General features: G+C 54.9%; 20 protein-coding genes and 1 riboswitch. Of the genes, 18 read left to right on the top strand and 2 right to left on the bottom strand.

Going from position 1 to position 24,924, the window contains the following annotated elements; translation table 11 throughout:
* Nucleotides 1-218 precede the first annotated feature (218 nt).
* The 6 genes from PRIO_RS27575 (at nt 219) to PRIO_RS27550 (ending at nt 11,931) form a co-directional block, all read left to right on the top strand.
* The gene (locus PRIO_RS27575) at nt 219-7,085 is read left to right on the top strand and encodes a WIAG-tail domain (protein WP_046505628.1); all 6,867 of its coding nucleotides are present in this window, start codon (nt 219-221) and stop codon (nt 7,083-7,085) included.
* 752 nt (nt 7,086-7,837) lie between these two features.
* Nucleotides 7,838-8,686 carry a glycosyltransferase family 2 protein gene (locus PRIO_RS27570; RefSeq protein WP_039785707.1) on the top strand — a complete coding sequence of 283 codons (849 nt, stop codon included), beginning with the start codon at nt 7,838-7,840 and terminating at the stop codon, nt 8,684-8,686.
* On the top strand, nt 8,683-9,822 hold the full coding sequence (locus tag PRIO_RS27565; protein WP_052741528.1) for a glycosyltransferase family 2 protein: 1,140 nt from the start codon (nt 8,683-8,685) through the stop codon (nt 9,820-9,822). The genes PRIO_RS27570 and PRIO_RS27565 overlap by 4 nt, the downstream gene beginning before the upstream one ends.
* The gene (locus tag PRIO_RS27560; protein ID WP_020427917.1) at nt 9,819-10,556 is read left to right on the top strand and encodes a glycosyltransferase family 2 protein; all 738 of its coding nucleotides are present in this window, start codon (nt 9,819-9,821) and stop codon (nt 10,554-10,556) included. The genes PRIO_RS27565 and PRIO_RS27560 overlap by 4 nt, the downstream gene beginning before the upstream one ends.
* A 47-nt stretch (nt 10,557-10,603) precedes the next feature.
* Complete coding sequence (locus tag PRIO_RS27555) at nt 10,604-11,335, top strand: sugar phosphate nucleotidyltransferase (RefSeq protein ID WP_020427918.1); 732 nt, start codon at nt 10,604-10,606, stop codon at nt 11,333-11,335.
* A 218-nt stretch (nt 11,336-11,553) separates the two neighbouring features.
* Entirely contained in the window at nt 11,554-11,931 is a 378-nt protein-coding gene (locus PRIO_RS27550; RefSeq protein WP_046505624.1) for a hypothetical protein, read from the top strand.
* Between the two features lie 153 nt (nt 11,932-12,084).
* Here PRIO_RS27550 and PRIO_RS27545 read toward each other — a convergent pair whose 3' ends face one another.
* A complete protein-coding gene (locus PRIO_RS27545; protein ID WP_020426411.1) occupies nt 12,085-12,621 on the bottom strand; it encodes a GNAT family N-acetyltransferase in 537 nt (178 codons plus the stop codon).
* A gap of 337 nt (nt 12,622-12,958) precedes the next feature.
* On the opposite strand from PRIO_RS27545, the gene PRIO_RS27540 reads away from it, so the two are divergent.
* From PRIO_RS27540 to PRIO_RS27490, 11 genes are all read left to right on the top strand, one after another.
* On the top strand, nt 12,959-13,252 hold the full coding sequence (locus PRIO_RS27540) for a hypothetical protein (protein WP_020426410.1): 294 nt from the start codon (nt 12,959-12,961) through the stop codon (nt 13,250-13,252).
* A 24-nt stretch (nt 13,253-13,276) separates the two neighbouring features.
* Entirely contained in the window at nt 13,277-13,615 is a 339-nt protein-coding gene (locus PRIO_RS27535) for an alpha-helical endospore appendage domain-containing protein (protein WP_020426409.1), read from the top strand.
* Nucleotides 13,612-13,923 carry a hypothetical protein gene (locus PRIO_RS27530; protein WP_020426408.1) on the top strand — a complete coding sequence of 104 codons (312 nt, stop codon included), beginning with the start codon at nt 13,612-13,614 and terminating at the stop codon, nt 13,921-13,923. Before PRIO_RS27535 ends, PRIO_RS27530 begins: the two co-directional genes overlap by 4 nt.
* Nucleotides 13,920-14,372 (top strand): hypothetical protein, encoded by a 453-nt coding sequence (locus PRIO_RS27525; protein WP_020426407.1) that lies wholly within the window; start codon nt 13,920-13,922, stop codon nt 14,370-14,372. Before PRIO_RS27530 ends, PRIO_RS27525 begins: the two co-directional genes overlap by 4 nt.
* A gap of 178 nt (nt 14,373-14,550) precedes the next feature.
* A complete protein-coding gene (locus PRIO_RS27520; protein ID WP_020426406.1) occupies nt 14,551-15,090 on the top strand; it encodes a GNAT family N-acetyltransferase in 540 nt (179 codons plus the stop codon).
* 192 nt (nt 15,091-15,282) lie between these two features.
* Nucleotides 15,283-15,381: riboswitch (purine riboswitch) on the top strand.
* A 61-nt stretch (nt 15,382-15,442) separates the two neighbouring features.
* A complete protein-coding gene (locus PRIO_RS27515; RefSeq protein WP_020426405.1) occupies nt 15,443-16,780 on the top strand; it encodes a 5'-deoxyadenosine deaminase in 1,338 nt (445 codons plus the stop codon).
* A 229-nt stretch (nt 16,781-17,009) separates the two neighbouring features.
* Nucleotides 17,010-17,603 carry an RNA polymerase sigma factor gene (locus tag PRIO_RS27510; protein ID WP_051010599.1) on the top strand — a complete coding sequence of 198 codons (594 nt, stop codon included), beginning with the start codon at nt 17,010-17,012 and terminating at the stop codon, nt 17,601-17,603.
* The gene (locus tag PRIO_RS27505; RefSeq protein WP_020426403.1) at nt 17,600-18,769 is read left to right on the top strand and encodes a hypothetical protein; all 1,170 of its coding nucleotides are present in this window, start codon (nt 17,600-17,602) and stop codon (nt 18,767-18,769) included. The genes PRIO_RS27510 and PRIO_RS27505 overlap by 4 nt, the downstream gene beginning before the upstream one ends.
* Nucleotides 18,770-18,937: 168 nt before the next feature.
* Nucleotides 18,938-20,836, top strand: a complete 1,899-nt coding sequence (locus PRIO_RS27500; RefSeq protein ID WP_046505616.1) for an LTA synthase family protein — start codon at nt 18,938-18,940, stop codon at nt 20,834-20,836.
* 9 nt (nt 20,837-20,845) lie between these two features.
* Nucleotides 20,846-22,291 carry a glycan biosynthesis hexose transferase WsfD gene (gene wsfD, locus PRIO_RS27495; protein ID WP_020426401.1) on the top strand — a complete coding sequence of 482 codons (1,446 nt, stop codon included), beginning with the start codon at nt 20,846-20,848 and terminating at the stop codon, nt 22,289-22,291.
* The gene (locus PRIO_RS27490) at nt 22,281-22,466 is read left to right on the top strand and encodes an aspartyl-phosphate phosphatase Spo0E family protein (RefSeq protein ID WP_020426400.1); all 186 of its coding nucleotides are present in this window, start codon (nt 22,281-22,283) and stop codon (nt 22,464-22,466) included. Before wsfD ends, PRIO_RS27490 begins: the two co-directional genes overlap by 11 nt.
* Nucleotides 22,467-22,824: 358 nt before the next feature.
* Here PRIO_RS27490 and PRIO_RS27485 read toward each other — a convergent pair whose 3' ends face one another.
* Nucleotides 22,825-23,598, bottom strand: a complete 774-nt coding sequence (locus PRIO_RS27485) for an AAA family ATPase (RefSeq protein ID WP_020426399.1) — start codon at nt 23,596-23,598, stop codon at nt 22,825-22,827.
* 203 nt (nt 23,599-23,801) lie between these two features.
* Here PRIO_RS27485 and PRIO_RS27480 point away from each other — a divergent pair, with 203 nt between their 5' ends.
* A complete protein-coding gene (locus PRIO_RS27480; protein WP_407944472.1) occupies nt 23,802-24,899 on the top strand; it encodes a CgeB family protein in 1,098 nt (365 codons plus the stop codon).
* Nucleotides 24,900-24,924 lie beyond the last annotated feature (25 nt).

Raw genomic sequence — 24,924 nt, 5'->3', positions numbered from 1 at the left:
GCTGCTCCTCTTCCTGTGTCATTGTATGTGTGTACTTGCCTTTTAGGGTTGGACGAATGCGCGGTGGCAGATGCCCTTTTTTGAAAGAAACTGCGTATTCTGTTTCCACAGGCAGCGGAAGCAGAATTGTCAAGCTTGGCGCGCAAAAAGGTGTCATCCGCCCAATGCGCTGCATATGATGCCTAGGAGAAACAATAGATGGAAGGAGGAGACTGCTTGTGAAGGGCTCCAGAAGAAATCAGCACCGCAGTTCCAAAAAACCGCTCTATATTGTGGATAATCCGAATATGAGGGAACTCAGTTTGCTGGGAAGCAGTCCCAAGGTACAGGAGGTGGCAGACACCTCCGGCAGCGAACCCGGCAGCGAAACGCCGGATGCCGGGAGTTCAACTCTGAAGGTGAGCGGGGTGGATACGCTTGAGGCGGCGGAATTCGTACAATCTCCCGTACTTGATCAGCAAGAGCTTCAGGAACAGGTGGAGGAAATTGACGCTGAGGATGATGAACCTTTGCCGCCAATCCCTGAGATTGTGCCGCCAGTGGTCGAAAAGGAACGCCTCCAGCCTGTATATACGGACGATTTGTCCGATGGTGCCGTTACCGGAAGAAAAATTGCGCCCCGCACCATTGACGGGTCCAAGCTGAAATTCGGCATCATCGGCACGCCCTGGCTGCAGGACTATGCTGTGCAGAGCATTAATATCGCGGACAAGGCAATAACATCCTCCAAGCTGGCCCCTGAATCCGTAACGGGCGAGCATTTGGCGGAAGGAAGCATCAGCGGCGGCAAGCTGCTGGACCATTCCATTAGCGGTGAAAAGCTGAAAAACGGCAGCATCGGTCCGGAGAAGCTGGCAGACCGGATCATCGGCGGAGGCCAAATCGCCGACCAGGCCATTACCAGCCGCCACCTCAGCGACTGCATCATCACAGCGGAGCTGCTGGAGGATGGGGCGGTGACAGGCGAGAAAATCCTGAGCAGCAGCATCGTCAGCCGGCATCTGGCGAATGGAAGCATTGACCGTTCCAAGTTGGCTGACGAAGCGGTATCGGGCGATAAAATTGCCGACGGTGAAATCAGCGGCGCCAAGCTGGGGGAGGCCGTAATTGAGAGCCGCCATATCAGCAACAGCGCAATTACAGCGGCGCATCTGGCTCCGGGTGCGATTGGACCGGAACAGCTGGCCGGCCGGCTGATCGGCAAAGAGCAGCTTCAGCTTGGTGTTATCGAAAGCGGGCATCTTGCCGACGGTGCGGTAGGTTCACGCCAGATTGGCAAAGAGGTGATACGCGGGCAGCACTTAAGCCCGGAAAGTGTGAACGGCATCCATATTGCTGACGGTGAAATTGCCAGCCGTCATTTGGCGGACCGCAGCATTTCTTTTGTAAAGCTTGCAGAAGGGGCGGTAGGGACAGCCCAGCTTGTGGAGCAGGCGGTCACCTCCTCCAAAATCGCCGATCAAAGCATTCTCTCGCATAAGCTGGCTGATGAAGCCGTCACGACACGGCATATCGCCAAGTCTGCTGTACGCGGGCCTCAGATTGCCATGCAGGCCGTTACTTCCGTCCACCTGCAGCGCGAGTCTATTGAGCATTCCCATTTGGCAGCGAAATCGGTCGGTTCAATCCAATTGCAGGAGGAGGCAGTGCTTACAGCCCATCTGGCCGACGGAGCTGTTACGGGTGAACAGCTGGCAAGTGCCTCCGTGGCAGGAGAGCATCTCCGTCCGCAAAGTATTACCCCGGATAAATTGGCGGATGGCAGCATTACTGCCGCCAAACTGGCTCCCGGTGCGGTTAGTGCCAATGCTATTGCGCGGGAGGCGGTTAGCGGGGAGCATATTGCTTTTTGTACGGTGGAGGAAAAAAATCTGGCCGATGCCAGCGTCAGCGGGCGTGTATTGCAGCGCGCCGTGGTGGATGCCGAACATTTGGCACCGGGTGCTGTGGAACGCAGGCATCTTGGAGACAACAGTGTCACCTCTTCTGCACTGCAGCCGGGTTCGGTAGTGAGTGAAAAGCTGGGTACAGGTGCTGTGAAGGAAATTCATCTCTCCGCCGCAATTGTACAGCCGCATCACCTGTCTGATTATGCAGTAACTTCATTAAAGCTGTCGCCGGAAAGTGTGTCCACCGATAAGCTGGGGGACCTGTCGGTTACGACGGCAAAGCTGGCGGATGGAAGCGTAGAATCCGCCAAACTGGCAGCATCGTCCGTTCAAGCCGAGCACTTGGCAGCGGGGGCGGTCGGGTCTGGTTCGATCATCGACGCTGCAGTGCAGGGCAGACATCTTGCCCCGGGAAGTGTGGGCGGGGCACATATTCGGCCCATGTCCATCGGCAATGGGCATATTAACCCAAGTTCGGTCTCTTCCATTCAGATTCAGGATGGCAGTATCTCCGGAGCCAAGCTGATCGAAGGAGCTGTTTCCTCCCGCCACCTTGCGCAGAAAAGTGTAGAAAACGGCCACTTGGCCGAAGCTTCGGTGGAAGGGCGGCATATTGGGGAAGGCAGCATTACCTTGGCCCATCTGGCTGAGGAAGTCCGCAGCAGCCAAATTCTGCCGGACGCCAGTATTGGCGGAGAGAAGCTGGTACCGGGTGCTGTAGAGGCCACGCATTTGGCTCCCGGCAGTGTGGGAGCCGGGCATCTGCAGCCGGAGGCGGTGGAAGGACAGCATATTCGGGCCGGAGAGATCACTCTGGCGCATCTGGCGGAAGAAACGCGCAGTGCAGACATCCTGCCGGATGGAAGCATCAGCAGTATGAAGCTGGCCGAGGGCTCCGTCGGGCCTTTCCATTTGGCCCCCGGCACCGTATATGCAGATCATTTGACCACAGATTCGGTAGACAGCCGCCATATTCGCTCCGGCAGCATCCAGTTTGAACATTTGGCCAAAGACACGCTGACCCCGGAACTGCTGCCGGATGGCAGTATCGACGGCGTGAAGCTGGCAGCAGGCGCGGTGAGCTCGCTCCATCTGCAGCAAGAAAGCGTTTATGGTGAACATCTTGTAGACGGAATCCTGCAGGAACGGCATTTGCGTCCCGGTCTGATCAAGCTTGAGCATCTGGGGGATGAAGCCCGCAGTGCAGCGCTGCTGCCGGATGGCAGTATTGGAGGAAGCAAGCTGGCGGCTGGTGCGGTAGGTTCTTTTCAGCTGGCTTCCGGCAGCGTCTATGGAGGACATTTGGCAGCGGATGCGGTAGACAGCCGCCATATCCGTCCCGGCAGCATCCAGTTAAGCCATCTGGCTTCCGGGACGAAAAGCGCAGAGCTGCTGCCGGACGGCAGCATCGAAGGAAGCAAGCTGGCAGAAGGAGCAGTGGGTTCACAGCATCTGCAGGCGGAGAGCATCAAGGGCGGACATCTTGCGGATGGAACGCTGGAGGAGCGTCATTTGACCCCCGGTATCATCAAGCTTGAGCATTTGGCCGAGGAAGTCCACAGCGCAGAGCTGCTGCCGGACGGCAGCATCGAAGGAAGCAAGCTGGCAGAAGGGGCAGTGGGTTCACAGCATCTGCAGGCGGAGAGCATCAAGGGCGGACATCTTGCGGACGGAGCACTGGAGGAGCGTCATTTGAGCTCCGGTATCATCAAGCTTGAGCATTTAGCTGAGGAAGTCCACAGCGCAGACCTGCTGCCGGACGGCAGCATCGACGGCAGCAAGCTGGCAGAGGGCGCAGTGGGCCCGCAGCATCTGCAAGCGCAAAGTATCCAGGGCGGACATCTTGCGGATGGAACGCTGGAGGAACGTCATTTGAGCTCCGGTATCATCAGGCTTGCGCATCTGGCGGAGGAAGTCCACAGCGCAGACCTTCTGCCGGACGGCAGCATTGGAGCAAGCAAGCTGGCGGCTGGTGTGGTGGGTACCCATCACCTGCAGCCGCAGAGCATCTACGGCAGTCATCTCGCAGATAAAACGCTGGAAGACCGCCATTTGGGCCCCGGCATCATCAAGCTTGAGCATCTGGCAGAAGAAATCCGCAGTGCGGAGCTGCTGCCGGACGGCAGCATTGATGGCAGCAAGCTGGCAGCCGGGGCTGTAGGCCCGCAGCATCTGGCCACCGAAAGCGTATATGGCGGCCACCTGGCCCCTGAAGCAGTGAACAGCCGCCATATCTGCCCCGGCAGTATTCATCTGGAGCATCTGGCAGAGGGTACGCTGACTCCGGAGCTGCTGCCGGACGGCAGCATTGATGGCAGCAAGCTGGCGGACGGAGCGGTGGGTCCGGAGCATCTGCAACCGCAGAGCATCGAGGGTGGTCACCTGGCAGATGGAGCGCTGGAAGATCGCCATTTGAGCCCCGGCATCATCAAGCTTGAGCATCTGGCGAAAGAAGTCCGCAGTGCGGAGCTGCTGCCGGACGGCAGCATTGATGGCAGCAAGCTGGCGGACGGAGCGGTGGGTCCGGAGCATCTGCAGCCGCAGAGCATCGAGGGCGGTCATCTGGTAGATGGAGCGCTGGAAGACCGCCATTTGAGCCCCGGCATCATTAAGCTTGAGCATCTGGCAGAAAAAGTCCGCAGCGCGGAGCTGCTGCCGGATGGCAGTATTGACGGCAGTAAGCTGGCGGCAGGCGCGGTGGGTCCGGAGCATCTGCAGCCGCAGAGCATCGAGGGCGGTCATCTGGTAGATGGAGCGCTGGAAGATCGCCATTTGAGCCCCGGCATCATCAAGCTTGAGCATCTGGCGGAAGAAGTCCGCAGCGCGGAACTGCTGCCGGACGGCAGCATTGATGGCAGCAAGCTGGCGGCAGGGTCGGTGGGTCCGGAGCATCTGCAGCCGCAGAGCATCGAGGGCGGTCATCTGGTAGATGGAGCGCTGGAAGATCGCCATTTGGGCCCCGGCATCATCAAGCTTGAGCATCTGGCGGAAGAAGTCCGCAGCGCGGAACTGCTGCCGGACGGCAGCATTGATGGCAGCAAGCTGGCGGACGGAGCGGTGGGTCCGGAGCATCTGGCCTCCGGCAGTGTAGATGGTGGTCATCTGGCTCCTGAAGCAGTCGACAGCTACCATATCCGTCCCGGCAGCATCCATCTAGTGCACCTGTCCGAGAACGCACTGACTCCTGAGCTGCTGCCGGATGGCAGCATTGGCGGCAGCAAGCTGGCGGCCGGCGCGGTGGGTCCGGAGCATCTGGCTCCCGGCAGTGTATATGGAGGACATCTGGTTCCAGAAGCGGTGGACGGCCGCCATATCCGCTCAGGCAGTATCCGGCTGTCACATCTGGCTGAGAACACACTGACTCCAGAGCTACTGCCGGATGGCAGTATTGGCGGCAGCAAGCTGGCATCAGGAGCAGTGGGCCCGCAGCATCTGCAGCCGCAAAGTGTCCAGGGCGGGCATTTGGCAGATGGAACGCTGGAAGATCGTCATTTGGGCCCCGGCATCATCAAGCTTGAGCATCTGGCGGAAGAAGTCCGCAGCGCTGAGCTGCTGCCGGACGGCAGTATTGACGGCAGCAAGCTGGCGGTAGGGTCGGTGGGTCCGCAGCATCTGGTTCCCGGCAGTATATATGGAGGACATCTGGTTCCAGAAGCGGTGGACGGCCGCCATATCCGCCCCGGCAGCATCCATCTAGAGCATCTGGCTGAGAACACACTGACTCCAGAGCTGATACCGGACGGCAGTATCGATGGCAGCAAGCTGGCGAACGGTGCGGTGGGTCCGGAGCATCTGCAGCCGCAGAGCATTGAGAGCGGGCATCTGGCTCCTGAAGCGGTGGACAGTCGCCATATCCGCCCCGGCAGCATTCATCTGGAGCATCTGTCCGAGAACACACTGACTCCAGAGCTGTTGCCGGACGGCAGTATTGACGGCAGCAAGCTGGCGGTAGGGTCGGTGGGTCCGCAGCATCTGGCTCCCGGCAGTATATATGGAGGCCATCTGGTTCCAGAAGCGGTGGACGGCCGCCATATCCGCTCTGGCAGTATCCGGCTGTCACATCTGGCAAAGGATACACTGACTCCAGAGCTGCTGCCGGACGGCAGTATTGACGGCAGCAAGCTGGCGGCAGAGGCAGTAGGGTCCTATCAACTGGCCCCGGGCAGTGTATACGGAGGTCATTTGGCTCCGGGGGCGGTGGATGGCCGCCATATCCGCTCTGGCAGCATCCAGCTTGCTCATCTGTCCGAGAGTGTGCTGACCTCCGAGCTGCTGCCGGATGGCAGCATCAGCGATGCCAAGCTGGCGGCAGACGCGGTAGGCCCGCAGCACCTCCAGCTGCAGAGCGTCCACGGCGGGCATATTGCGGATAAAGCGCTGGAAGAACGCCATTTGAGCCCCGGTATCATCAAGCTTGAGCATTTGGCGGAGGAAATCCTAAGTCCAGACCTGCTGCCGGATGGCAGCATCAGCGATGCCAAGCTGGCGGCAGATGCGGTAGGCCCGCAGCACCTTCAGCTGAACAGCGTCCACGGCGGGCATATTGCGGATGAAGCGCTGGAGGAACGTCATTTGAGCCCCGGTATCATCAAGCTTGAGCATCTGGCGGAGGAAATCCACAGTGCAGACCTGCTGCCGGATGGCAGCATTACCGGGGAGAAGCTTGCGTTCGGCAGTGTAGGAACCAGGCAGCTGGCTGAAAGCGCAGTTGGAAACATAGAGCTTCAGGATGAGGCGGTGGACGCCTCCAAAATCACTTCATTCGCCATTCAATCCCGTCATCTGGAAGAAGACAGCGTACAGAGCTATCATATTGCTCCTGGGGCAATAATCGGTGATCATCTGACGCCCGGATCGGTAAATGCGGAGCACCTGTCGTTCAGTCCGGTACAGAGTTCAGGTAACCGGCAGGTTCTGCAGCAGTTCGGCATGACAGCGTTCATGTTCAACGGGGATGCGGAGAGTGTAGAGGTTACAGTGACTTTTGATGAAAGCTTTGGCCATACCGGCTATGTGCTTGTTGCCATGACCAATCAGCCGTTCTTCCATGCCTCGCTGAAGAGCAGGGGCGGTGGAGAAGCAGTCATTGAGGTGGTGAGGCTGCGCGAGACCTCGCATTTTTATGGAGTGTTATCATGGATTGCCCTCGGCTCCCCATTGGTGAAGCCAGCCAAGGATCATCGGGCGTTTGATTAAGAGCGGGGCCGGGAAGAGAATAATGTAAAATTTTTAACAGGGCGCAGCCAACGGCTGCGTCCTTGTTTTTTGTGCAGGAAATTATGCAATGCCCAAAAATGCGGATATCTTGGGAGCATGAGCTTCAGATGATACAGGCGGTGCAAGAGGAGTGGACTCCGTTAGTAGAGTGAAGCGGACAGAGAAGACCTAATTTTGCGAAAAATCCTGTTTTGCTGGTTGTTTCGGAGCCGTTATATCGCCCTTTTGAGCCTAGAATGAGGGGGGAAAGGACAAATAGCGGAATCTCAGTCTGCATAACCCCCTGAACCGTCTGATTCGGCAAAATAAAGGATTTCCTGTCCGCATCAGCCGAGGATAGATCGTGAGGGGGCTCATTGAGTCCGCAGAGGAACCCGCGCAAAACCGCACGCTCAACCATGCCTTTCCTAACCCTAGCTTATGGGCGAAAGTTGTACACGCTGCACAACTTAGTAGGCTTTAAGCAAGCCAAAAGACGCTAATCTTGCCTATTGTACAACAACCCGGGCCTCCAGCGTGCTCCCTTGATATTGGAACGGTGGGGAATTTCTGCAATCGTAAGCTGTGAGTTAGTATTTACCCGTTAGGGAGATTTTGTATTACGGAGGCGGCGTCGGGCTTTTGTCCAAATTTCTGCGCGCAGGGAGACATTTGCCGTTACCCGGGACAGCGGATTACATAGACTGTGATGTAACCCTCAGCCCGGAGACCATGCCCTGCAAGGAAGGTGGATGAGCTTGAAGCATAGACGTACATCTGCCCGCCGCACGGGGCGGCGGGCTTTGCAACCAACGCGGAGAATCTCCCGGCCGGTGCGCCCTGCCGCGCCGCGCCCTGCGGCCAATCACCCTGAGCCTTACGTGTCGGTAATCATTCCTGCTATGAATGAAGCGGGAACGATTGCCAAGGTGATTGCCGGAGCAAGGGGAGTTCATCCCCGCTGTGAGGTTATTGTTGTGGTTAACGGCTCTCTCGATAATACAGCAGACATTGCGTTGTCACAGGGGGCGCGTGTTATTCTCTTCGAGCAGCCGCTCGGACATGATGTGGGCCGCAGTATTGGAGCAGAAGCGGCTAAGGGAGAGGTTTTGCTCTTCACCGACGGGGATCTTGTGATCCCCGCTTCACAGCTGCGTCCCTTTGTGGCTGCAGTCAGCCATGGTACAGATGTGGCTCTAAATGATTATTCCGGTCCGGTCCGGAGTAAGTTCCCGCATCCGGTAGTGCTCTCCAAGCATGCACTCAACATTATGCTTGGCCGCTCTGATCTAAAAGGCTGCTCGCTGACGGCAGTCCCCCATGCGCTCAGCCGTAAAGCGCTTGCCGCGCTAGGAAGCGGCCTGCTGTCCAGGCCTCCGCTCGCACATGCACAGGCTGTGCTTGACGGCCTGCTTGTGAAGGCGGTGCACAAGGTGCCTGTAGGCAGACTGAATGCTGTCCGCCCCAAGCAGGCGGGCGCAGATCCCTTGCGTGAGGTGATCCTCACGGATCATCTGGACGCGGCAGGCATGGTGCTTCAGCGAAGAGGCGAAAGAGCGGGCTTCAATGATGGCAACCGGCGAAGGGAGATGGTGAGATGACAGCAGTTGCAGCAATGCTCGATCCTGGGGCCAGCTCCCGGCCTAAGGCTTATACATCTTCCATCCGCCGCCTTGAAGCCAAAGCGCGGCGGGCTTCACTTGCCTCCCGCAAGGGAGCGCCCTCACCGGGCCATGGCAGAGCTGCCGCCGCCATGGTCAAGACGGCGGCAGCTGCGCCTGCCCGCCGGACGGGGACGGGCGGCACCGCCGGCAAGCGGAGGGCGGCCCAAGCTGGTGCCGCCGCCCGTACCGCAGTCCGGCGGAGCGCCGCCGCCGGCAGCCCTGCCTCCCGGCAAGCGGCAGGCAATGCCGCGCGCCTGGAGGAGAGGGCTTCTGCTTCCGCCTCCCGCGAAGCAGAGCTTTCGCTGCCGAAGCTTCACGGCTCGCTGTCGGTAATTATCTCGGCGCGCAATGAGGAGCGCACGCTGCCGGGGCTGCTGAAGCAGGTACAGCGCCTGAATCCGGCCGAGATCATCCTTGTGCTGAACGGCTGCACCGATAACAGCTATGGCCTTGTCCGGAACTTCAAGCAGGCCACAGTGGTGCATTGCCCGGAATCTGCGGGGCATGATGTAGGGCGGGCGCTTGGGGCCAAGCTCAGCCGGGGCGACATCCTGTTGTTCCTGGATGGGGACATGGTCATTCCGGCTTCACAGCTGGCTGTTTTTGCTTCGGCTGTGGACGGTGGTGTGGATGTCGCACTGAATGACCTGGATGCGCTGCTGCCTCCGTTCGCCTTAAGTGATGATGTCACACGCTGCAAACTATATCTGAACAGTGTTCTGGGCAGAAACGACCTGGGGGTCAGCTCGATGACTGCTGTCCCCCATGCCCTGTCGCGGCGGGCTCTGGAGCGGATCGGCTACCGTGAGCTGACGGTACCGCCCAAAGCGCAGGCTCTCTCAATCATAGGGCAGCTGAGAGTGGAGAAAGCGGGGAAGGTGGACGTCATCAAGCATAACCGACTACGCCAGGGGAACACAGGAGCCGGCAATGCTATGGAGCAACTGATCGCCGGAGATCATGCGGAAGCGCTGTTCAGGGTGCTTATGCACCGTAACGCCGGAGGCATAATCTCCGCTGAAATCCGGCAGGAGCAGCGGCGGCAATTGGCAGCCTGGAGGAACGGCATATGACAATGACCAGTATCATTATCCCAACCTATAACAAGCTTAGCTTGCTCAGTTCCTGTGTGGAAGCGGTCAGGGCATACACTGAATTACCCTATGAAATAATTGTGATCGACAATGCTTCGACCGATGGAACAGACGCTTTTTGCCGTGAGAACAAGCTGACCTTTATTTCTCTTCCCCAGAACCGGGGATTCCCTGCGGCTTGCAATCTGGGTATGCAACTGGCCTCGGGCGATGAACTGCTGCTGCTGAACAATGACGTAATTGTCTCGCAAGGCTGGCTTACCCATTTGAAAAACGCCCTGTACAGTGCGCCGGACATCGGCATCGTAGGACCTGTAACGAACTATGCCAGCGGGCGTCAGCAGATAAGCGTACCTTATACAGATATTTCGGGTTTTCACGCCGAGGCAGAGAGGCTGGGTCTTCGTGGACCGTCTGAATGGATCGGAACCCAGCGTCTGGTTGGATTATGCTTTTTATTTAAAAGAGAACTGTTGGACACCATCGGCTTTCTGGATGAGCGGTATTCGCCGGGACACTATGAAGACGATGATTACTGTTACCGCGCCCGGCTGCGGGGCTACCGTCTGCTTATTGCCGGGAATTGCCTGGTGCATCATGAAGGAAGTGCCAGCTTTAAGGAGGTTTACTCCTCACGGCTGCAGGAGCTGGTGGAACGCAATCGCAGGATTTTTATGGATAAATGGCACGCAGATCCGGCAGAGTTCATCTGAAACGTTGACCCAAAGGCTTAAGACACAGATAAAAAGGAGGAAAGTAAGTGAAAGGAGTCATACTGGCGGGCGGAACAGGATCAAGACTATATCCGCTGACCCGGCTTATGAACAAACATTTGCTTCCGGTCGGCAAATATCCTATGGTGTGTTACGGTATAGACCGGTTGCGCCGGGGGGGTATAACCGATATTCTCCTGGTCATCAGCAAGCAGTCCGCGGGGCAGTATACGGATTTTTTAGGCAGCGGGGCAGAGTTTGGCGTTTCTCTGACTTACAAAATTCAGGAGGCCGCCGGAGGCATTGCGGAAGCGCTGGAGCTGGCAAAAGGGTTCATTCTCCCGGGTGAGCGGTTTGTCGTATTGCTTGGTGACAATCTTTTTATGGATGATCTGGAGCCTTATGTGAAAAAGTATCTGCAGCAGCCTCCGGGGACAGCCAAAGTCTTGCTGAAACCGGTGGAAGATGCGCGGAGATATGGTGTTCCCGTGTTCGACAGTCAGGATACCGGCTTGATTGCCTATATCGAAGAGAAGCCTGAGCATCCGAAGACAAAATATTGCGTAACCGGCATTTATATGTACGATGAGGCTGTATTCGATATTATCCGGCGCGTATCTCCTTCCCAAAGAGGCGAGCTTGAGATCACTGACGTGAACAACATTTACGCCTCTAACCGCAGGCTTAGCTATGATGTGCTCAAGGAATGGTGGAGCGACGCCGGAACATTCCAATCCCTGTACGAAGCCGGAGAAAAGCTGAAAAACACGCTGCCGTGAGGCGCGTGTTTTTTGGTCTGCAGCGTGAGCGCCATCAGCGGTCTCTTAACAACGGCAAAAGTGCCGTTGTTTCACCCGGCATACGCTTGAGGTGGAATCCGGCCATCCCGTAAACAGATTATTGGATGAATCGAGAGGTGAAAATACCTTCGATCTAGTGGTAAAGATGGCTATATAAAGCGAACTTGAAAAAGTAACAAAAGGGATGGAGGGGAGGTTTGGATACTTACGGAGCGAATGCGTCCGCCTTTGTCTGCGGATTTCCACCGCGAACAGCGGTAACAATCAAGAAATCTGCAGATGGGCGGCGGCCGGAAGTTCCAAACATTCCCCGTAGTCCCGACGAAGTCCCTTATGGAAATATCTTAAGTTCACTCTATATAGTTGGGAAAATGAGAGGTAAAAATACCTCTGATCCGGTGGTAAATGGGCTATTTGGGAAAATGAGAGGTAAAAATACCTCTGATTTGGTGGTAAATGGGTTAATTGGGATAATGAGAGGTAAAAATACCTTTGATCCAGTGGTAAATGGCTTAGTTGGCGAAATGAGAGGTAAAAATACCTCTGATCACCCAGCGGCCCCTCAACAACGGTAAAACTGCCGTTGTTTCCCCCGCCCCGCGCCCGCGGCCCCTCACCAACGGCAAAACTACCGTTGTTTCCCCCGCCCCGCGCGCCCCTCAACAACGGTGCGCCTGATTTGCACCTCACTTGCCTGCGGTTCACCATTGCAGCTGGCGCAGCGCGTATCAGACCACGGTTCCTGCCGGAGTCTGGCTGTCCGGCCGGGCAATCCGCCACCAGATCAGCTCTCCGGCCTCCCGGTGCTTTTGTGCGCCGAGGTGTTTAAGGACTTTGTGCGAGGCGGCATTGTCTTTTTCGGTATCGGCGATGACCCAGAGCGCCTGCGGATCGCTGAAAATCCAGCCGCAGATGCATTGCAATGCCTCTGTAGCATATCCTTGTCGGCGGTGGCCTTCATTGATTGTGTAACCTACGATAACCTCGCCCTGATCATTCGGGCGGCCCTTGAGGATGATGAAGCCGATTAGCCGCTGTTCTTCCCGCTGAATGACCGCCCAGTTGGTCAGCCATGGGTAGTTGAGCGGGTCCTGAAGCACTTTGGAGTGTCTGACCTGCATGGCATACAGCATTTCATCATCCAGTACAGTTCCACTGATGTTCAAGCCAAAATCCCGCTCCAGTCCGGCATAATTCAATCCCGCCAAGGATAGCTGGGCCAGTGTTAAAGGCCGCAGATCCAGGCGGGTGCTCTTGAGTTTCAATAGAGTGCCCCCAATCCGATAGTACCGGCTTCAAGTATTAAAATGGAAAAAAAGTACAAATCCATCCCCAGCATAATCTCGGCATCTTCACCTTGTCAATCCTTCATAGCCTCCCTCTCCCGTTGCATTACATACGGTTTAATTGCTGCTCAGCGCATCCCTGATATAAGTTTATTCCAGTACGTGACATCTTGCAGTGAGGTTTGGCCGAGTCGGGCTAGGCTATTGCTTTGGAACTGCAATTTAACCCGCTGCCACTCCGCAACTTCCTGTAAAGCCCAGCACCGCTAGGGCTTCTGCCGCATATGCTGTAGCAGGGCGTTTGAGCAAAGGAGACATGAAGGTGCAGAATAAAATAACGAAAGTCCTGCAGCACATGGCCCATACGCACGAACAGATGGCACGGATTCTCGACGCCGAACGCCACGTAGCCGTCCGTATGTCGCAAATTGTCCATGATCTGCCGGATGTAGAGCCTGATTTTGGCGGATTCAGCGGGCTGGTGGAAAGCACGGGTCAGGTCAACAAAAATATTATTGCCTACCTTAACGCGATTGCTGATCTGGAAGAGGCAATGGCTGAAGGGGTGGGCAGGGTTATCAAGGAATTGAACGGCCAGGAAGAAGAGTAGCGCTTACAGAGCAGGAGGTGGAAGATGAGCAGAGAAAAGGCTTATCTGCAAATGCTGGAGTCGTCCGCTACTATCCAGTGGAACATCGCAATGATTCTTGAGGCCAAGGCGGTGGAAGCGGAAAAAGTGAAGCAGTGGACACAGCATCATATCCACGCTAAAGCGTTCGACTCCCATGAAGAGCAGCTTAAGGGACCCATCTCCATTCACGAAGTGATCGTGGAAATGGTCGAAGGGCTGACCAAGCTGGAAAATGGGTTGTACAGCAATTTAAAAGCGGTGCTGGGCAGCGGTGAAGAAGGCGGAGAAGGCTTTGGCGGCATGTCCGGCGAGGGCTTCGACTTCGGGGAAGACAGCAAATGAGCGGCGGGCTGCTCTCTGAACACGCCGTCAAGCTGGAGATGATCCGCTCCATTGCCCGCAGCCAGGCTGCGCTTGCGGCCATCTTGGAGAGTATCGCCGAGGTTACGGGGCAATCGGAGCTGACAGCCCGCAAGCTGAGCGACAATATCCGGATTCTAAGCCAATATCAGAGCTCGATGTGCCGGATGATGTCCGGTATTTCGCTGCATCAGCCGAAACGGGGAAATCCTGCTGCGCCATGGCTGAGTCCGGCTTGCGCAGGCGGTACCGCAAGAAGTACTTGGAGTTCAGGAGGAGGAGAAGGATGAAGAAAAAGAAGCTGGGAAAGGTAAGCTTAGGCAGCAGAACCCGCAGACGTACATTGCTGCTGTCGCGCAAAGCCAGAATCCGCAAAGGGCCTTCACGCAAAACGGGCAGGGGATTGGCGCTCCGTACCGGCAAGACCAAGAGAGGCCTCCTGCCGCGGAGAAAAAGAAGACTTCGCCGCCGGCTTGTCCGCAGAGTGCAGGTCATTCAACCGCCGGTGCAGGTAGTTCAACCGCCGGTGCAGGTAGTTCAACCGCCGATTGAAGTAGTAGCGGCGGTTGAGGTTCCGCCCGTTGCACAGGTGGTGCAGCTCCCCCCGGATCTGGGCGTCCCTCCGGAAACGCCGCCGGGAGACGCCTTTCAGCAGGGCTACACCGAAGCATACAACGTGGGGTTCGACGCGGGTTTCGCCAAGGGCTTCGAGGACGGGCATAAGCTGGAGCTGGGCTGAGATGCCCGGAGCCATAGGATAAGGTTGCTCTATAGAGGTGGCATGCCGTTTACCGCACACCGCCTTTATAGAGCTTTGGCACGGATGCTTCCACACTATCGGTACCGCTCCCGGATATGGTAGACTTCTTAACAGAATCTCTACCAGGTTCAAATGTCGATAGGAAGCAGGGATGTCCATGAGTGGAGATAAGATACGTAATGCCCGTAGAGATGAAATTGGCGCGATCATGGAGCTGATTGCCAAATGTGTACAGGTCATGCAGGCCGGCGGAAGCGACCAGTGGAATGAGAGCTACCCGAACCAGGAGGTCATCTCGGAGGATGTGGATAATGGCACGTTGTATGCCTACGAAGAGCAGGGAGCTATCGCCGGTATTATTGTGCTGGATGAGGAACAGGCGGAGCAGTACGATGCCATTGACTGGGCAGAGGGGCAGGGGCCGCATCTTATGATGCACCGGCTGGCCGTTCATCCTGAAGTGCAGGGCAAAGGGATTGCGCGCAAGCTGATTGCTTTTGCCGAAGAACATGCCCGGAGCCGCGGCTATACCAGTATCCGGCTGGATACCTACGCCAAAAATGCAAGAGCGCTGGCACTATATCCCTCGCTGGGATATGAATACAGAGGTGTAGTGGATTTTCCCGGACGCACAGCGAACTTTTCGGTTTTCGAGAAAGTGCTCACAGCCGGCGGAAACAATGGACAAGCCAGTTAACCGTTAACGGGGGTCCCTTATGAGATAACAGAGGATGCTTGCTAAATGATATATTGTAATGAAACATGACATTCATTCGGCGAAAAGCGTTGTTTTTTATCGAAATATATTTGAAATAATAAATATGTTATTTTATATAACTTTTATTGACATGTAACTTGTCATTCGTTTATGATAGGGTTATTCAGTAAGCAATTGAATAATCCTTTTTTTCGTATATCCTTAATAATTGGTTTAAGGGTCTCTACCGGGAACCGTAAATTTCTGGCTACGAAAATATGCCCAGGCATATTTTTGTGGCCTTTTTGTGTTAAGGCGGTTATGGATGCACAAGACAAGGGGGACGATGAAGATGGAAAATATCCTGATCCGGAACGCAGAGATTATCACAATGAACAAGCAGGAGGAAATCATCTATGGCGATATCCGTATCAGGGACAACCTGATTGCCGAGATCGGCAGCGGCCTCGTTGCGCAGGGGGATGAGCGGGTGATCGATGCCAGGAACCGTACTGTCATTCCCGGTTTTGTGCAGACTCATATTCATCTCTGCCAGACGCTGTTCCGGGGCAAGGGGGATGACCTGGAGCTGATGGACTGGCTGCGCAAGCGGATTTGGCCGCTTGAAGCGGCACATGACGAGGAGTCGCTGTATTATTCCGCTATGCTGGGTATCGGCGAGCTGATTTCCAGCGGTACCACGACAATTGTGGATATGGAGACAGTGCATCATACGGATTTTGCGTTTCAGGCGCTCGCCAAGAGCGGTATCCGCGCTTTGTCCGGCAAGGTGATGATGGACCAGAAGAATGCGGATGCGCCTGCGGCTCTGCAGGAGGAGACAGCAGCTTCGCTCCAGGAGAGCGTGGACCTGCTGGAAAAATGGAACGGGTATGGAAACGGCCGGATTCAATATGCGTTTTCGCCGCGTTTTGTAATCTCCTGCACGGAGCCGCTGCTGCGGGAGGTGCGTGACCTGTCGGAGCGCTACGGAGTCAGGGTACATACCCATGCTTCCGAGAACCTGGGGGAAATTGAGATCGTTCAGGCTATGACCGGGATGCGGAACATTGTCTATCTGGATCATCTGGGGCTGGCGAACGAACGCCTGATTCTGGCGCATTGCGTCTGGCTGGATGATGAGGAACGGCGTATCCTGCGTGACCGCGGGGTTCATGTCAGCCATTGCCCGGGCTCCAATCTGAAGCTGGCTTCCGGTATCGCAAATACACCGGGTATGCTCCATGACCACATACATCTCAGCCTGGGCGCAGACGGGGCGCCGTGCAACAACAACCTGGATATGTTCAATGAAATGCGGCTGGCCGCCATGATTCAGAAGCCGCAGCATGGGCCGACCACGATGGATGCAAGAAGTGTCTTCCGGATGGCGACCATCGGCGGAGCCAAGGCTGTGGGTATGGAGGATCAGATCGGCAGCATAGAGGTTGGCAAAAAAGCAGACCTGGCTATCCTGAATCTCTACAACTTCCATACCTTCCCATCCTTCGATGTAGATCCGATCTCCCGCATTGTCTATTCGGCAACCCGGGCCGACGTGGAAACAACGATCGCCGACGGTGAAATTCTCATGGATAAAGGGCTGCTGAAGACGGTAGACAAGGACACAGTGCTGCATGAAGCCAACCGCTCCATTAAAAGGCTGCTGGCGCAGACCCCGCTTGCCTGATCATTGATTGCATGGAGGCGGCGGATGCGCACCCCGCTTACTCATGGCATTGACCTACTTGCAAGGCTGCCGTTATAATTTGCAGGTGGAAATTTTCAGATCACGGGAATGCAACACAGGATATCAACTAACGATTGTAACTAGCAGAGGGAACGGGCCCTCTGCTTTTTTTTGCGATTCCGGGAACCGCATGGACAGAGTTGAGGTCATATACAGTGAGGTGAAGATTTTGGAACTGGGATGGGGAACCGAACTGCAGGACCTGGCGCATGCGGCGGCCATGAGCGAAGAACAGCTTAGGCAGATCATGGGCTTTTACGGAAATGATGTATGGCATTATATCTACTATCTCACCAAAAGCGCCGATATCGCGGATGACCTGGCACAGGAGGTGTTTATTAAATGCTTTTACCGGATCGGAACCTACCGGGGCTCCTCTTCCTTTAAGGCATGGCTGTTCACCATTGCCAGGAATACCGTATTCTCTTACCGCAAGTCGCGGTTCTTCCGGTCGGGATTCTGGGGTGGTGTACAGGCCATCCGTAATAATGAACCTGTCAGGAACAGCTGGCCTGATGAACTTCCGGGTACAGCCCGCTCTGCGGAGATGGAGTATCTCGGCAACTGCCGGACAGACGAGATTTGGAGCATCATCCTGCAGCTTCCTGACAAGTTCCGCGAAGTGCTGGTGTTGGATTTGAAGGCAGAGCTGTCCATTCAGGAAATCGCGGGACTGACCGGGCTCTCTCCGGGAACCGTCAAATCCAGGCTGCACCGCGCGAGGCATAAAGTCCAGGAGAAATTAAGGGGGATGGAGTCATGAAGGAGCGGGAGCCGAAGTGGTATGAAGAAGCGCGGAACGGTCCATTCCGGGAATCAAGGTTCACGGAAGCGGCTGCGGATAAAGTTATTATGCAAGTACGAAGCGGCGCACCGGGACTGGAACGGACAGGTAACAAACTCCGGTTAAGCTTCATAGTAGCTGCGATTATTCTGCTGCTGGCCGGGACGGGAGCGCTCCTGCAGCAGAAAGGGCTTCTGGGGGAAGGCAGACAGGCGGGCATGTTCTATCATGAGGTGAAGACCCCCGACCTCACCGATGCAGGGCTCCGCAAGACAGCCGAGCGCATCATGCAGGAGCAGCTTGGAAAGAAGCTTCCTGTTGTGAGTTTGGAGCGGATGGAGAGAATAAATGAGGTCAGGATCGTTTTTGAAGACGGGGAATATACCAGTACCCTTAGAATCAATACTGAGATCGGACAAGTAACGGAGTGGAATATGAATGTTTTTTATCCCCTTAAGGAAATCGATCCCCAGCTTATCAATGAAGCGGTTGTGAATCTGCGGGATAATGGTTACGAAGGGAATTTTACGGTTACCGGACTTGAGAGATCCAGCCAATACAGCCTGGTATCGAATCGAGAAGTCCGGACCCACGATGTTCTCCTCGGCAAGGAAGGACGGATAGACTACGAAAACGGTATCTACGCCGGGGCGACGATCAATCTGAACAGAAATGAGGTAAGTGAAGAAGTGATACAGAAATCGGATAGGGCGCTTAAGCTTCTTAGAGGTGAGCGTGAAGATCACTTGTATCAGATTACCCGGGGCTTGGCTGCGAAGTGGGATGTCATCATTTTAAAATATGGAGAGGATGAAAATGGGCCTTCCACAGTGATAATGGATTATGCCACACATGAAATCCTGCATGTACAAGACAACTCCCTGCATATCGAAGAGTCATATGATTCTAAAATTCATGGAGAACAGGACACGAAGATACTCACTATGGATAACGCTAAGCTGCAGAGTTCGGCTGCTGTTATTGCTGATGAGTTATTCGGCATCCGGCTGGAGGATTACACTGTTGTCAATAAAATGATAGGGAATATTTTGTTTGAGAGCCCTTCAGGAGACTCTCGTATCTACGCCGCGTATAATGATGAAGGGGTGTTTTACGCCATGGTTAGGCAGATCACCACTCCTTAATGGTGAAAGGAATAGTTGTAAATAGATACGATAAAAGGACGTATGCCTATACTGGGCTGCGTCCTTTTTGATAACCCTGTAAAGTATTGTTATACTAGAGAAATCTGAGATTTTACAGAAAAAGAGAATTGGGTTAACAAATCAACTACAAGGTACAGAGGAGAAGTTATGAACGAGAACAAACCTGTGCGGGTAGGGGGACCATTCTATATTGTGGCCGGGCTGGTTTGGCTGAAGCTACTGCTGCTGCGGGGGCTGTTTTTTGACCGGATTGCCTGGGAATGGATTGCCGCAGATTTGGCGCCCGTGCTGCTGCTGATGGGAATTCTGGCACTGGTCATTCCGGCGCGGATCAGGACAGGGGTGTATTGGACTTTTAACGGCCTGCTATCGCTGCTGCTGTTTGCGGCGAGTGTCTATTTCAACCATTTCGGCTCCGTTCCAACCTACCTGGCCTTTTATGAGCTGAATCAGGTGTTTCAGGTGAAAGAGAGTGTAGAATCTACAATCCAGAGCATTGATTATCTGTTTTTTGCGGATCTGGTGATTGCAGGCGTCTACAGGCTGTTCCGCAGATGGAAAAGAGGGGTATCACATCCGCTGCGCCGCTATGTCTCACCTGGAGCACGGAGAGTGCAGTGGATCGTCATCCTTGTGTCCATTATCGGCGGCGGCGCATTATCGGCTTACTCTGTTCATGCGGCACGCGGGGTTACCAATGAGCTGGTGCAGGCGGAGAGCGCCGGGTTTCTGAACTATGAGGTGTTCGCAGCGATGAAATCCCAGGAGGACAACGGCCTCATCGGCACCGGAGACATCCGGGAGACAATTGCCAAGATTGACGCGCTGGAGGCCACTTATCCTTACAGCGGCAAGCCTGCGGGGACGATGCCGGATTATTTCGGTTCGCAGCAGGGGAAAAATGTAATCGTGATTCAGATGGAGGCTTTTCAGAACTTTCCGCTGCATCAGTCGCTGGACGGACAGGAGCTGACACCCGTGCTGAACAGCCTGGCCGGCGAGGGTTTTTATTTCCCGCATGTCTATCAGCAGATCGGAGCAGGCAACACCTCGGATGCGGAGTTTATGAGCAATACCTCCATTTATCCGATTGCAACGCTGGCGATGTCGACAGGCTTCGGAGACCGGGTGCTGCCAAGTCTGCCGCGTCTTTTGCGGGATAAAGGCTATGAGGCGTACACTTTTCATGTGAACAAGGTGGGCTTCTGGAACCGCAATGAGCTGTATCCGGCGCTGGGTTTCAATGGCTATTATGAAAAAGGCGATTTCAAAAATGACCATTTCAATGCCTTTGGCGCTTCCGACGAACAGCTGTATATTACGGCTGTGGAGAAACTGGCAGCACTGCAGTCCAAGGGGACGCCATTTTATGCCCAGCTGGTGACAGCTTCCAGCCATCATCCCTTCAAAATCCCCGATGCCTTCAAAAGAATCACCCTGCCGGACTCTTTGCAGAATACGATGCTTGGTGACTATCTGACTGCTATCAATTATACAGACTATGCTATCGGCACCCTGATTGACGGGCTGAAGCAGAATGGACTCTGGGACAATACGGTCCTGGTGCTGTACGGTGATCATTTTGGGCTGCAGCCCAAGGATGTTCCCCCGGAGCAGGTGGAGGAAGCGCTCGGAATCCCTTACGATTCGCGGATCAGCCGCTTCAATATACCGCTGATTATGCATGTGCCTGGCATGGCCCAGGGCAAGGTTGTCAAGCAGACCGGGGGGCAGTTGGATATTTTGCCGACCCTTGCCAATCTGCTGGGGGTATCGCTGAAGCAGGAAGGGTTCACGGCCTTTGGGCATGATCTGCTTAATATTGACCGCAACGTGGTGGGCATGCGCTATTATTCACCAACAGGCTCTTTTTTCAACAATGAGATTATGTTCGTGCCGGGCAAGGGTTTCGCAGATGGCGAGGCGGTGTCGCTGGATACGCTCCAGCCGGTAGCCGATATCGATAAATATCAGAGCGACTATGAATATATCCTGAAGCTGATGGGCTTATCGGATGAATACGTGAAGCTGCTTCCGCAGCGGTAGGGGGAAGATATGAAACGTTGGTTCAAAGCAGAAAATCTGATTGCCCTTGCAGGCTGCGGCCTAATCATCTATTTGCTGTTTGTACAGCCGTTCGTCGGCGTGGCCGATAATGGCGATTTCAAGCGGATGATGAATACAGTGGGGCTGGATTACTATAATGCCGCAGAAAGCTATGCCGACCGCTTTTTCAGCTTCAGCCATTCGAGATTTGCCTATGGGGATTTGTTCCTGGGCTTCTATCCGTCCTCGCAAATTCTGCTGGTGCTAGTGCCGAGACTGCTGGCCGGGCTGGTGCACGGCAGTTATTTTGATATCCGCCTGCTGGCGGCAGTGTATGCGCTATTGCTGCTGGCGGCGACCTGGATGATCGTCAAGCTGGGCGGCAGCCGCTCCTATATTACGGGACTGCTGCTCGGCGCAGGAATGCTTATCGTATTTTACGATATCGGGTATCTGGCCTACTTCAATTCACTGTTTGGCGAGCCGGTATCGATGGTATCCATGTTGCTTACTTTTGCACTGGGACTCAGGCTGGCAGGACAGGAGCGGCCGACAACCAAAGGGCTTACGCTGTTTTTTATCGCTGTATTGTTTCTTGTCTGCTCCAAAATCCAGAATGCCCCGGTGGGCCTTGCCTTTTCCCTGATCTTCCTGCGGCTGATGACACTGAACGGAACGGGAAACTGGCGCAAGCTGGCCATGCGGTTCGCGGTAGCGGTATGTCTTGTTTCGGTGATTATGTATGTGGCTGCGCCCAAAGAGCTGAAGCATATCAACTTGTATCAGACGGTGTTTTTCGGGATTTTGAACGAATCGCCGGATGTGCGGGGAGACTTGCGCGAGCTGGGTTTGCCGGAGAAGCTGGAAGTGCTTGCGGGCACGAACTATTTCCAGTCCGGTACGGCGATCAAGCAGGATGATCCGTCGCTTCAGGCGGATTTCTATGACCGGGTGTCCCATAAGGATGTGCTCTTCTACTATATTAAACATCCCTCGCGGCTGGTAGACGGCATGAAATTTGCTGCCCGGAACAGCATGGACCTGCGTCCTTATTACCTTGGAAACTATGAGAAGTCCGAAGGCAAGCCCGAAAAAGCATTATCCTATGCGTATAGCACCTGGAGCCAGTTCAAAAGAGAAGTGCTGCCGCATTCGCTGGGCTTTCTGGCTATATTCTATCTGCTCTATTATGCCGGCGTCCTGTTCGAATATTTCCGCAGCCGGGATCTGCGCGGGCGGATTGCCGGGGAACTGCTGATGCTGCTGGGTCTGATTGGGCTATTTTCCTTCCTGGTACCGATTATGGGGGATGGCAGGGCCGATATCGGGAAGCACTTGTTTCTGTTCAACGTCAGCTTCGATATGATGGCTGTGGTGATGTTCGGCTGGGCAGTCCACAAGCTTGTGCGGCTGGTACAATCCGTTGCCGGGAAAAGCGGCCAATATGGGAGATAAACAACATCAGGCACGTATTGAACAAGCCCGGAAAGAGCTGCACTCCCTGGCCTTGGAGCTGGGGATCAGCCACCCTAAAGTGCTCAGCCAATCGGTGAAGCTGGACATGCTGATCAACGAGTATATTGAATGTCAGACTGACGAGCCCGGGGATATTACCAGGAGAGATCACTAGAATATTATGCAGAATGTCAAAAGACACGTGTACAGGCGAGGCGTTACCTGTGCAGGTGTCTTTTTGTGTGCTGAGAGAGTGAGTGATGAAATGCTGTACGTTTTACAACAATCTGGCGTCTGAAGTGGCCGTAGCGCGAGAAATGCTGCATTCCGTGCAACAATCCGCCGTCTGAAGTGGCCGTAGCGCGAGAAATGCTGCATTCCGTGCAGCAATCCGCCGTCTGAAGTGGCCGTAGCACGAGAAATGCTGCATTCTGTGCAGCAATCTGCCGTCTGGGCCGCAGCGCGGGAAATGTATACAACTCTTTCCGCCAGTCGGCGGCCCATTGTCCCTCCTTCACTCCCCGCTATCCTTTTCAGCCGTCTCCCAGCAGCTCGCGCAGCATTCCCGCACGGTCGTTCATAAATGCTTTGGTTACGGTGTAATGCTCCGTTTCTTCCAGAGGGACAGGCCGGATGCCCTCGCCCTCCAGCAGGTATATATCCGCCCCGGGATAGGACATCAGAATCGGTGAGTGGGTTGCGATGATAAATTGCGAGTGCTGCTCCGCCAGCTCGTGCATACGCACCAGCAGCGACATCTGCCGCAGCGGGGAGAGGGCTGCTTCCGGCTCGTCGAGAATATAGAGGCCTTGCCCGCCAAAGCGGTGGACAAAGGCGGCAAAAAACGATTCCCCGTGCGACTGCTCATGCAGTGACTTGCCCCCGTAGGAATCTTTGATCATAGGGATCTGAAACTGTTCTCCCGGCTCCTCATCCAGCTGGTCAATATAAGAAGCCACATTATAATAGCTCTCCGCACGCAGAAAGAAGCCGTCCTTGGGGCGTCTCACCCCTTTGGTAAGCCGCAGGTACTCATGCAGGCTGGAATGCGAGGAGCGGGTATTAAATGAGAAATTCAGCGTTCCGCCTTCCGGATTGAAGCCCCAGGCTGCAGCAATGCCTTCCAGCAGCGTGGATTTCCCCGTCCCGTTCTCCCCCACAAGGAATGTAACCCGGTTCTGAAAGTCCAGCCGGTTAAAGCTGCGGATCACCGGTAGATCAAACGGATAGGCCTGAAAAGAAGGAACCCGTTCACGCAGCAGCTCTGCATTACGGATGTAGAGCATGGCGTTATCCATAGCATACATTATCCCACTCTCCCAAACTTCTTAATAGTCTCGCATATGCTTCCATAATTGTAGCCCGAGTGGAACCCGTCTGCAAAGGTTCGGGCAGCTTGGGCAATAGACAGGGGGCATATGCCAATTTCGGCAGAATACAGACAGATGTCCATGAGGCGGATGCTGACTCCGCATATAGTTATACTGTCTTGAGAATATAACGGGGCAGGGTGAAAGCCGTGAAATCAAAAAAGAGAAAAGTGCATCCACCGGATTACCGTGACGGTTATCAGGAAGGCTACCGCCTCGGCCTGTGTGAAGCCGTGAGACGCCTGAATTCCCCGGAGGTGGGGGCATGCCGGCCGCTCAAGCTGATGTATGTGCCGCAGGGATTTCAAGCGATTGATGCGGGAGTAACGGAAGCGCTGGGGCAGCTTGTCAGCGAACTGGTCATCAGCTCTCCGGAGACCATGCTGGAGACAGCTGCCCGCGAGTCGCCGGGAGCTGTGCTGGTCATGAACGGACTGCATGTGTTCCCCGACAATCATCTGGAGCAGATCACGGAAATACGAAAACTGGGTATTCCTACAGCAATCTGGTTTGTGGATGATCCTTATTTTACTGAGGATACATCGGTAATTTGCAAGCATTATGACCATGTCTTTACACATGAACTGGGATGTGTGGAGTTCTACCATGACCTGGGAGTGAACTCTGTACATTACCTTCCGCTCTGTGTGAATCCGCAGATGTTCTACCCGCGCCGCACTGGTCCGCAGTATCAATTTGATGTTGTTTTTATCGGCAATGCCTTCCGCAACCGGACAGAATTGTTTGACGGGCTGGCTCCGTTTCTCCAAGGCAAGAAGGTGCTGATCGCCGGAGGGTTCTGGGAACGGCTGTCCACCTATGAGGAGCTGTCACCTTTTATCAAAGACGGCTTTATTCCTCCGGAGGAGACCGCAAATTATTACAGCGGTGCCAAACTGGTCATTAATATTCACCGTCCATGGGAGGGCGGGCAGGACAACCGGAACTCTTTTCAGCTTCCCTCCCGCTCTATTAATCCGCGAACCTATGAAATCAGTGCCTGCGGGACCATGCAGCTGACGGATGTCCGCGAGGATCTGGGCAATTATTACCGCCCGGGCAAGGATTTGGATACCTTTGAAAACTCCGACGAGCTGAAGTTCAAAATTGACTACTATCTGAATCATGAGAAGGACCGCCGGCAGATCGCACTTCAGGGACTGCGGACGACCCTCCGCCATCATACTTTCATTTCCCGGCTGCCTCACTTGCTGAATGTTCTGACAGCACAAGTATGATATTCAATACGGATTAAAGGAGCGA

It is taken from the genome of Paenibacillus riograndensis SBR5, assembly GCF_000981585.1.
GTDB lineage: Bacteria > Bacillota > Bacilli > Paenibacillales > Paenibacillaceae > Paenibacillus_AQ > Paenibacillus_AQ riograndensis.
This window is presented reverse-complemented; position numbering and strand designations above follow the sequence as displayed.